The following is a 9097-nucleotide window of genomic DNA, read 5'->3' as shown; positions in this document are numbered from 1 at the left end:
CAAGGCGTCGCGCAGCTTCGCCGCGGTGCCCGGGGCGCCGACGACGACCGCGCTGGCCTCACCGATGGTGCGGGCCGCGGTCAGCAGCTCGTGGGTGACCTTCTTGACCTCGCCGTCGACGTGGTCGACGAGGACCAGGACCTCTGCCATGTCTGTTTCCTCCTCGTCAGTTCGTCAGATCAGCTTCTGGCCGACGAGGTACTCGGCGACCTTCGTGCCGCCGTCGCCCTCGTCCTCGACGCGCTGGCCGGCCGAGCGCGGCGGCTTCGGCGCGGACTCCAGCACGGAGGTCCACGAGCCGGCGATGCCCAGCTCGGCCGCGTCCACACCAAGGTCGGCCACGGTCAGCGTGCTGACCGGCTTCTTCTTGGCGGCCATGATGCCCTTGAAGGACGGATAGCGCGGCTCGTTGATCTTCTCGTTCACGCTGACCACGGCGGGCAGGCCGGCCTGCAGGTGCTGCACACCCTCGTCGGTCTCGCGCTCGACCTTCACGGTCGTGCCGTCGACCTCGACCTTGCGGGCGTGGGTGAGCGCGGGCAGGCCCAGCAGCTCGGCCACCATCGCGGGCACCGCGCCGACGCGGCCGTCGGTCGCCTCGTTGCCGGCCAGCACCAGGTCGACGCCGTCGACCGTGCCGACGGCCTTGGCCAGAACCTTGGCCGTGCCGATCGCGTCCGTGCCGTGCAGGGCCTCGTCGCTGACGTGGACGGCCTTGTCGGCGCCCATGGACAGCGCCTTGCGGATGGCGTCGGTGGCGCGGTCCGGGCCGACGCTGACGACGGTGACCTCGCCGCCGTGCGTGGCCTGGAGCTGCAGCGCCTCCTCGACGGCGCGCTCGTTGATCTCATCGAGCACCGCGTCAGCCGACTCGCGGTCCAGGGTGTGGTCGGAGTCGGCGAGCTTGCGCTCGGAGTAGGTGTCGGGCACCTGCTTGACCAGGACGACGATGTTCATCGGTCTCCTTCGACCTCCTGAGCGCTGGGCTGTTCAACCACCAGAATGTTACCGACGGGTAGCACGGGTGCAAACGCGGGCAAGCACTCCGGTGGCGTGAGAGTCCTCACGCGGCATCCTCGCACTACGCGGGCGTGCGCGGGCAACGGGTGCGCGTCCGAATGGACGTCACCCGTATGCAGGCATGCGTCAGCCCGGATAGCCTGCTAGCCCATGAGGCGTCGTGTAGCCGTAGTGACCGACTCCAGCGCCTGTCTTCCGCCGCAACTGGCTGCTACATCGGGAGTGGCCGTTGTTCAGTTACAGCTCCAGGTGGGAGATCGGTTCGACGAGGAGGCGTGGGTCGCGCCAGAGGACTTGATCAAGGCCATGCAGGCCGGGAGCGCGGTGTCCACCTCGCCACCGGATCCAGGAGCGTTCTTCTGGACCTACCAGGACGCGGCCGCGCAGGGCGTGGACGCCGTGGTGTCGCTGCACATCTCGGAGAAGATGTCGCAGACCTGCGAGGTCGCCAGACAGGCGGCGGCACAGGCCAGCGTGCCCGTGCACGTCGTGGACAGCTCGTGCATCAGCATGAGCCTCGGCTACGCCGCGCTGGCCGCCGCACAGGCCGCCAGCGCCGGGTGGGACGTGCGGCAGGTGATCGCCGCGGCACAACGGCGCTACAGCACCGGCACGGAACTGATCTACGTGGACACCCTGGAGTACCTGCGCAAGGGTGGGCGGATAGGGGCCGCGCAGGCGCTGCTGGGCACCGCGTTGTCGATGAAACCGCTGTTGACCATAAAGAACGGCCAGGTGGCCCCGTCGGGCCGCGCGCTGGGCACCGAGCGTGCGATCAAGAAGCTGGTCGACGCCGCCGTGAAGCGGGCCGGCAACGACCAGGTGGATGTCGCCGTGCAGCACTACGGCCCGGATGCCCGGGCCGCCCCGCTGCTGGACACACTCAAGGCTCGCATCCCGCGTGCGCGCAGCTTCGTGCTGACCCAGGCCAGCTCCGCCGTGTTCGCGCATCTCGGTCCGGGAGCGCTTGGCGTAACTGTGTCGCCGGTGTGATCCGAGGCCGCTAGCCTCCCGTGAGATTTCGGTCGAACGGGGGGAAAAGTCTCGTCATGCGCGCACGCGTTCTGTGCCTGGTTCTGGCGCTGGCAGCTCTGGGGGGCTGTCAGTCCACGTCGGCCTCGGGTTCGGGGTCGACGCCCACTCCCGGTCCCGACACCCCGCACCAGACGTTGCGGTTCCGGCCGGTGCTGATTGACCCCGCGATCGGCGAGCCGCACATCGCACCGTCCACCTCCAACCCCGCGCCGATCACCGACCCCGCAAAGGCCGCGCACGTCCGCCAGGCCGCCCAACTGGCCGACGACCCCGGCGCTCAGGAGGCCGCGTTCGCCTCCCTCGACTGCTCCAAGCCGGATCCCCTCAAGGGCAAGGACGACCCCACCCTCCCGCTGGCCGCGTGCGACACCGGCAACCAGGAGCTGCTGCTCGGCCCCGTGCTGCTCGACGGCAAGGCCGTCGACAAGGCCAGCTACCTGCACGATCCCGACCAGAACGCCTGGGTGATCAACCTGTCCTTCACCCCCACCGGCCGCAAGCTCTGGGCCGACTTCACCGGCACGCACGAGGGCGCCTACGTCGCCATGCTGGTCGACGGCCAGGTGCTCAGCAGCCCCAAGATCAACGGCCGCATCGACGGCGACACCCAGATCAGCGGCGGCTTCACCGAGCAGTCCGCCCGGGACCTCGCCGCCTCCATCAACAACCACTAGCGGTTGACGATCGCCGAGGCCGCTTCCTCCGCCGCGGTGGTGTCGGCGAACCGGAACGCGAGGGTGTCGGCCAGCTTGGCCGTCACGGTCAGGGAGGACATGTACTTCCCGTCGAACAGCAGGGCCAGCAGCACGTCGGCGTTCTTCGGGGCCATCTCGGCCACGGCCTTGCGACCGCTCGCGTTGAGCTGCACCCACACCGTGCCGCCCTGGGCTGGGTCGTCGCTGTCGCCGTAGGTGGCGCCGGCGATCATGTCGGCGGTGAGCAGGGCCGGGGCCAGCACGGCGATGCTGTCGTCGGGCGTGCAGGTGGCCAGCGGCAGGGCCGGGTCGTCCTGGCCGAGCAACGGGTTGTCGTGGAAGCAGTCCATGGTGTCGACGGCCCGCTGCTGCGCCGCCTTGTCGGTGGCCAGCGCCGGGCTCTGCCACACCGCCTTGGCCGCCTGGGCGTCCCGGATCGCGTCCACGCCGACCCGGGCCGGGATGAGCACGGAGCTGTGGAACTGGTCGGCGACGAACAGCCGCATCCGGACCGTGTGGTGCGGGGCCAGCGAATCGGGTGTCGGCGTCAGCTGCCTCGCTGGGGCCTTCGGGACCGTCGGCGTGGACACCGGCGCCGCCCCCGCGTCGACCGGAATCCGCACCTCGAACCCGACCGAACAGCCCCCGACCGCGGCCAGCACCGCGATGATCAACACAACTCGGACGCGCATGGCGAATCCCCCCTTGCCCGAGGATTCGCCACGCGCGTCGACGGTGTTACTCAGGTCGTGACCCAGTACCGCCGGTAGCCCTCACCGACGAACTCCAGCACGTGTCGCCTTCGCACCACCACCAGGTCGTGCACGGAACCCGCAACGCGCTGGCCGACACGGTCTGCAAGCCGGCGGCGAACGCCGCGAACGTCTCGGGATTCACCCACCGGCCGTTCCGGATCTCGTCGCCGACCATCGAGTGGTCATGCCCCTGCCCGCGCCCCTCGGTCTGGAACTCCGCTGGCCTCAGCGAAGGATGTGCGCATCCCCATTCCCCGCAGTCTCAGCTCTGGCATCGCCCCATAGCAGCAGCAATGCTGGCCGCCATGCACCCGCATTCCGCCGAGGCGCTGGCCGGCTGCCGGCCGAACCTGCTGGTCGCCGACGTGGCCACCAGCCTGCGGTTCTACGCCGACGTGCTCGGCTTCCGCGTCGGCTGGCGGTGGTCGGGCGCGTTGGGCCGATTCCTCGACGCCGACGAGCCCGGGCCGTCCGACACCGCGCAGGTCGGCCGGGACAAGGTGCTGATCATCTTCACCGAGAAGGCCGGCGAGCACACCACCTGGCTGCACCTGGACGTGCACTCCGCGGCCCAGGTCGACGCGCTGTTCGAGGAGTGGACCGGACGGGGCGCGGTGATCGCCGAGCCGCCGTCGCTGCGGGCCTGGGGAATGTACGAGATGCGGCTGCACGATCCGGACGGCAACGTGCTCCGCGTCAGCTCCTATCCTACCGGCAGGTAGGGTTCGCGGCGTGACAGCCGAGCCGCTGCCCCTGACCGGGGAACGAACCGTCCCGGGCATCCCGGAGGAGAACTACTGGTTCCGTCGGCATGAGGCGGCGTACTTGGCGCTGGCGCCGCACTGCGCGGGGGCGACGGTGCTGGAGGCGGGCTGCGGCGAGGGGTACGGCGCCGATCTGCTGGCCGGGGTGGCGGACCGGGTGGTGGCGCTGGACTACGACCAACTGACGGCGGCGCACGTGCACCGCGCCTACCCTCGCGTGGGAGTCGTACGGGGCAACCTGGCGACGCTGCCGCTGGCCGACGAGTCGGTGGACGTGGTGGCCAACCTTCAGGTGATCGAGCATCTGTGGGACCAGCACGGCTTTCTCGTCGAGTGCCGACGGGTGTTGCGGCCGGGCGGGCGGCTGCTGGTGACGACGCCGAACCGGATCACGTTCTCGCCCGGACGGGACACGCCGCTGAATCCCTTCCATACCAGGGAACTCGCACCATCCGAATTGGACTCTCTGCTACGCGGGGCCGGCTTCCGCGTTGAAGGCCTGCAAGGACTGCGGCACGGCCCGGACATCGACGCCGCAATCATCGACCGGCAGGTCGAGGTGGTCCTCGGCGGCAACGGCTGGCCGGACGAGCTGTTGACGGAGGTCAAGGCGGTCACCGCGGACGACTTCGTGATCACGGAGGACGACGTGGACAGCAGCCTCGATCTCGTCGCGGTGGCGGTGAAGCCGTGACCGAGGAGGGCACTTTCTGCCTGGTGGTGCACAGCCATCTGCCCTGGCTGGCCCACCACGGCTCCTGGCCGGTCGGCGAGGAATGGCTCTACCAGGCCTGGGCGCACTCCTACCTGCCCGTGGTCGACCTGCTGGAACGCTATGCGGCGCAAGGAAAGCGCGATGTGCTGACGCTGGGCGTGACGCCGGTGCTGGCCGCCCAGCTGGATGATCCGCACTGCCTGCGCGCATTTCACGACTGGCTCGGCAACTGGCAGCTGCGGGCCGACTTCGCGGCGACCCGCTGGAAGGATCCGCTGCTGAAGGATCTGGCCGCCGCCGAGCACCGGGCGTCGGCCAAGGCGCTGAACGACTTCGAAACCAAGTGGCGGCACGGGTTCTCGCCGGTCCTTCGTGGCTTGGTGGACAACGGCGTGATCGAACTACTTGGCGGCCCGGCCACGCATCCCTTCCAGCCGCTGCTGGATCCGCGGATCCGCCGCTTCGCGTTGGAGACCGGGCTCGCCGACACCGAACACCGGATCGGCCGCCGACCGGAAGGCATCTGGGCGCCCGAGTGCGGTTATTCCCCTGGTATGGAAGAGGGTTACGCCGCCGCCGGTGTGCAACGGTTCCTTGTGGACGGTCCGGCCCTGCACGGCGACACCTCCGCAGCGCGCACCGTCGGCGACAGCGACGTGGTCTGCTTCGGCCGTGATCTCGAGGTCACGTACCGGGTCTGGTCCCCCAAGGCCGGCTATCCCGGTGACGCGGTGTACCGGGACTTCCACACCTACGACCATCCGTCCGGGCTGAAGCCGTCGCGGGTGACCGGCAAGAACGTGCCGCCGGACCAGAAACGGCCGTACGAGCCGGAACTGGCGGCCGCGGCCGTGCAGCGGCACGCCGCCGACTTCGTGGGAACGATGGTGCGCGGCTGCGTTCGGCTGCCGAATCCGGGGCTTCGTGGTCGCGCGTACGACACCGAGCTGTTCGCCACTGGTGGCACGAGGGCCCCGCGTGGCTGGACGCCGTGCTGACCGCGTTACCCGAAGCCGGCGTTCGGGTCACGACGCTGCGTGGCGCGCTGGAATCCGGGCATCTGGGCGGCCGGGTGGACCTGCCGGCGTCCTCCTGGGGGTCGGGCAAGGACTGGCGGGTCTGGGACGGCGAGCAGGTGGCCGACATGGTCGCCGACAACGCCCAGCTCCAGCGCACGCTGCTGGAAACCTTGCGCCCCAGCGATGTTCGCGATCCGGTGGCCGACCAGATGCTGCGCGAGGCGCTGCTGGCGCTGTCCAGCGACTGGGCCTTCATGGTCACCAAGGACTCGGCGGCCGACTACGCCCGGCGCCGCGCGTCAACCCACGCCGACGCCTTTTCCCACCTGGCGGACCTCATTCGTTTGGGTGCACGGGGCAAGGCGGTCGATTTCGCCGCCGAGCTGCGGGTTCGCAACGGCGTGTTCGGAAATCTAGACGCAAGACGGTGTTGACGGGCCGACGCTCTCGCTAGGTTCACCGTTCGTGTCCACATCAGCACGCGCGGTGCTAGCCGCCGCCCTTGTCGCCGCGACCCTGCCCGCCACCGCGGCGGTCGCCGCCGCCACGCCCATGATTCCGTTGCACCACATGGCGGTGCAGCCCGCGCCGCTGCCCACCGACCAGTGCGTCGCCCAGCTGGCCCGGCACTGCTACTCGCCGGCCCAGCTCCAGGCCGCCTACGACGTGACACCCTTGCACGCCAAGGGAATAACCGGCACGGGCCGGACCATCGTCATCGTCGACTCCTTCGGCTCGCCCACCATCCAGCACGACCTGGAGGTGTTCGACAAGCAGTTCGGGCTGCCCGACACCCAGGTCGAGGTGCTCAAGTGGGGCGAGGTGCCGCCGTTCGACCCGACCGACTCCGACCAGACCGGCTGGGCCGGCGAGAGCACCCTGGACGTCGAGTCCGCGCACGCCATCGCGCCCGGGGCCAAGATCGTGCTCGTCGAGACCGGCGTCGCCGAGACCGACGGCCCGGTCGGCGTGCCGGAGATGATGAGCGCCGTCAACCACCTCGTCAACGCCGGCGAGGGCGACGTCGTGTCGATGAGCTGGGGCACCGGCGAGCGGCACTTCCCCGGCTACGAGGTCGGCGACTACACCTCGTTGACCACGCAGCGCTACGCCTTCCAGAACGCCGCCAAGCACGGCGTCACCCTCACCGCCAGCTCCGGCGACGGCGGCGGCGCCCAGCCCGGCCTCGGCGGCTTCTGGCCGTCCTCCGACCCGCTCGTCACGGCCGTCGGCGGCACCCACCTCAACCTCGACAACGCCGGCAAGCGGCTCTCCGCCGACAGCGCCTGGAGCGGCAGCGGCGGCTACGTCTCGCAGGTGTTCGACCGCCCCTCGTACCAGAACTCGGTCCGGTCCGTGGTCGGCGCCAAGCGGGGCACGCCCCGACGTCAGCATGGACGCCGACCCTGACGGCGGCCTGTGGATCTACTCCAGCTACGACGCCACGCCCGGCTGGTGGCTCGGCGGCGGCACCAGCCAGTCCTCGCCGCTGTTCGCCGGCGTCGTCGCCCTGGCCGACCAGGCCGTCGGCCATCGGCTCGGCCAGATCGACAACGACATCTACCGGCTGTCCGCCCAGCACGCCCGCGGCCTGGTCGACGTGACCACCGGGCAGACCGGGACCGCCGGCTACCCGGCGGTGCCCGGCTACGACCACGCCACCGGCGTGGGCACCCTGGACGTGGCCCGGTTCGTGTCCGAACTGCGCTAGAACACGTTCTAACGAGGTCCGGGAGGGCAACCGGGGCTACCGCCGAGTAGCCCCGGGCCCGGACATGGCAGGATCCCCTGGTCATGCGGATCCTGATGCTGTCCTGGGAGTACCCGCCGGTCGTGGTCGGCGGGCTGGGCCGGCACGTGCACGCGCTGGCCCGCATGTTGGGCGAGCAGGGCCACGAGGTGGTCGTGCTGTGCCGGCAGCCCACGGGCAGCGACGCGGCGACCAACCCGACCTCGGACTTCACGTCCGACGGCGTGCGGGTGATCCGGATCGCCGAGGATCCCCCGCACCTGGTGTTCGAGCGTGATCTGGTGGCGTGGACGCTGGCCATGGGCCACGGCATGATCCGCGAGGGCCTGCGGCTGCTGCGCACGTGGCGGCCAGACGTGGTGCACGCCCACGACTGGCTGGTGACGCATCCGGCCGTGGCGCTGTGCGAGGCGGCCGAGGTGCCGCTGGTGGCCACCATCCACGCGACCGAGGCCGGCCGGCACAGCGGTTGGCTGTCGCAGCCGCTGAACCAGCAAGTGCACTCGGTGGAGTGGTGGCTGGCCAACCGGGCCGACAGCCTGATCACCTGCTCGGCGGCGATGCGGGCCGAGGTGACGCATCTGTTCGATGTGGACCCGGACACGATCACCGTGCAGCACAACGGAATCGAGCCGCGACGGTGGCGGGTGCGCCCCGCCGACGTCGCCTCGGCGCGGGAACGGCACGGGGCTTCCGGGGGTCCGCTGCTGCTGTTCTTCGGCCGCCTGGAGTGGGAGAAGGGCGTACAGGACCTGATCGCCGGCCTGGCCCGGATCCGGCGCAGCCACCCCGGCACCCGGTTGGTCGTCGCCGGCACCGGCAGCCACGACAAGTGGCTGGCCGATCAGGCCCGCAAGCACCGGGTGCTGCGGGCCGTGGAGTTCGCCGGGCACCTCTCCGACCGTGAACTGGCGGCCGTGCTCTCCGCCGCCGACGCCGTCGTGCTGCCCAGCCGCTACGAACCATTCGGCATCGTCGCCCTGGAGGCCGCCGCCGCCGGCACACCGCTAGTCGCCTCCACCGCCGGCGGCCTCGGCGAGGTCGTCGTGAACGGCAGGACGGGATTGTCGTTCGCCCCGGCCGACGTCGACGGCCTCACCGCCGCCGTACGGGGCGTGCTGGACGACCCCGCCGCCGCCCAGCGCCGCGCCCGTGCCGCCAAGGCCCGCCTCGGCACCGACTTCGACTGGGGTCGCATCGCCTCCGGCACCGTCGGCGTCTACCAGGCCGCCCGCATCCGTGACCACGGCGTCCTCGCCCGCCCCAAAATCGCCACCGGCAACGCCTTCCACTAACCCCCGCGAGTCCCGCTCCCAGGCAACCATGTGTCGAGTTCCGGAACCT

At 70.6% G+C, this 9097-nt stretch carries 9 protein-coding genes and 2 pseudogenes; 8 read left to right on the top strand and 3 right to left on the bottom strand.

Going from position 1 to position 9097, the window contains the following annotated elements; translation table 11 throughout:
• A pseudogene (locus KUTG_RS56865) lies at window positions 1-150 on the bottom strand (electron transfer flavoprotein subunit alpha/FixB family protein); the annotation flags it as partial.
• A 24-nt stretch (window positions 151-174) separates the two neighbouring features.
• Complete coding sequence (locus KUTG_RS33650) at window positions 175-957, bottom strand: electron transfer flavoprotein subunit beta/FixA family protein (RefSeq protein ID WP_043722586.1); 783 nt, start codon at window positions 955-957, stop codon at window positions 175-177.
• Between the two features lie 213 nt (window positions 958-1170).
• Between KUTG_RS33650 and KUTG_RS33645 the strand changes: the two genes are divergently transcribed.
• Both KUTG_RS33645 and KUTG_RS33640 read left to right on the top strand, forming a co-directional pair.
• A complete protein-coding gene (locus KUTG_RS33645) occupies window positions 1171-2013 on the top strand; it encodes a DegV family protein (RefSeq protein ID WP_043722584.1) in 843 nt (280 codons plus the stop codon).
• Window positions 2014-2204: 191 nt separating this feature from the next.
• Window positions 2205-2729 (top strand): SecDF P1 head subdomain-containing protein, encoded by a 525-nt coding sequence (locus KUTG_RS33640; RefSeq protein ID WP_157494925.1) that lies wholly within the window; start codon window positions 2205-2207, stop codon window positions 2727-2729.
• Here KUTG_RS33640 and KUTG_RS33635 read toward each other — a convergent pair.
• Window positions 2726-3442, bottom strand: a complete 717-nt coding sequence (locus KUTG_RS33635) for a hypothetical protein (RefSeq protein WP_157494923.1) — start codon at window positions 3440-3442, stop codon at window positions 2726-2728. The genes KUTG_RS33640 and KUTG_RS33635 overlap by 4 nt on opposite strands.
• A gap of 101 nt (window positions 3443-3543) precedes the next feature.
• Between KUTG_RS33635 and KUTG_RS59240 the strand changes: the two genes are divergently transcribed.
• From KUTG_RS59240 to KUTG_RS33610, 6 genes and pseudogenes are all read left to right on the top strand, one after another.
• Window positions 3544-4227 (top strand): VOC family protein, encoded by a 684-nt coding sequence (locus KUTG_RS59240; RefSeq protein ID WP_157494921.1) that lies wholly within the window; start codon window positions 3544-3546, stop codon window positions 4225-4227.
• A 10-nt stretch (window positions 4228-4237) separates the two neighbouring features.
• Entirely contained in the window at window positions 4238-4963 is a 726-nt protein-coding gene (locus tag KUTG_RS33625) for a class I SAM-dependent methyltransferase (protein WP_084580077.1), read from the top strand.
• Window positions 4960-6437 (top strand): annotated as a pseudogene (locus tag KUTG_RS33620) (1,4-alpha-glucan branching protein domain-containing protein). The gene KUTG_RS33625 and the pseudogene KUTG_RS33620 overlap by 4 nt, the downstream one beginning before the upstream one ends.
• A 31-nt stretch (window positions 6438-6468) precedes the next feature.
• On the top strand, window positions 6469-7413 hold the full coding sequence (locus tag KUTG_RS33615; RefSeq protein ID WP_198047390.1) for a S53 family peptidase: 945 nt from the start codon (window positions 6469-6471) through the stop codon (window positions 7411-7413).
• Window positions 7397-7714 carry a hypothetical protein gene (locus tag KUTG_RS61935; protein WP_198047389.1) on the top strand — a complete coding sequence of 106 codons (318 nt, stop codon included), beginning with the start codon at window positions 7397-7399 and terminating at the stop codon, window positions 7712-7714. The genes KUTG_RS33615 and KUTG_RS61935 overlap by 17 nt, the downstream gene beginning before the upstream one ends.
• A gap of 83 nt (window positions 7715-7797) precedes the next feature.
• The gene (locus tag KUTG_RS33610) at window positions 7798-9048 is read left to right on the top strand and encodes a glycosyltransferase family 4 protein (protein WP_043722577.1); all 1251 of its coding nucleotides are present in this window, start codon (window positions 7798-7800) and stop codon (window positions 9046-9048) included.
• The last annotated feature ends 49 nt before the right edge of the window (window positions 9049-9097 follow it).

It is taken from the genome of Kutzneria sp. 744 (genome assembly GCF_000568255.1).
GTDB lineage: Bacteria > Actinomycetota > Actinomycetes > Mycobacteriales > Pseudonocardiaceae > Kutzneria.
This window is presented reverse-complemented; position numbering and strand designations above follow the sequence as displayed.

What these genes read in the sequence shown, in the direction of transcription:
- KUTG_RS33650 (WP_043722586.1), bottom strand. Translation starts at nt 957, where the DNA reads ATGAACATCGTCGTCCTGGTCAAGCAGGTGCCCGACACCTACTCCGAG.
- KUTG_RS33645 (WP_043722584.1), top strand. Translation starts at nt 1,171, where the DNA reads ATGAGGCGTCGTGTAGCCGTAGTGACCGACTCCAGCGCCTGTCTTCCG.
- KUTG_RS33635 (WP_157494923.1), bottom strand. Translation starts at nt 3,442, where the DNA reads ATGCGCGTCCGAGTTGTGTTGATCATCGCGGTGCTGGCCGCGGTCGGG.
- KUTG_RS61935 (WP_198047389.1), top strand. Translation starts at nt 7,397, where the DNA reads ATGGACGCCGACCCTGACGGCGGCCTGTGGATCTACTCCAGCTACGAC.
- KUTG_RS33610 (WP_043722577.1), top strand. Translation starts at nt 7,798, where the DNA reads ATGCGGATCCTGATGCTGTCCTGGGAGTACCCGCCGGTCGTGGTCGGC.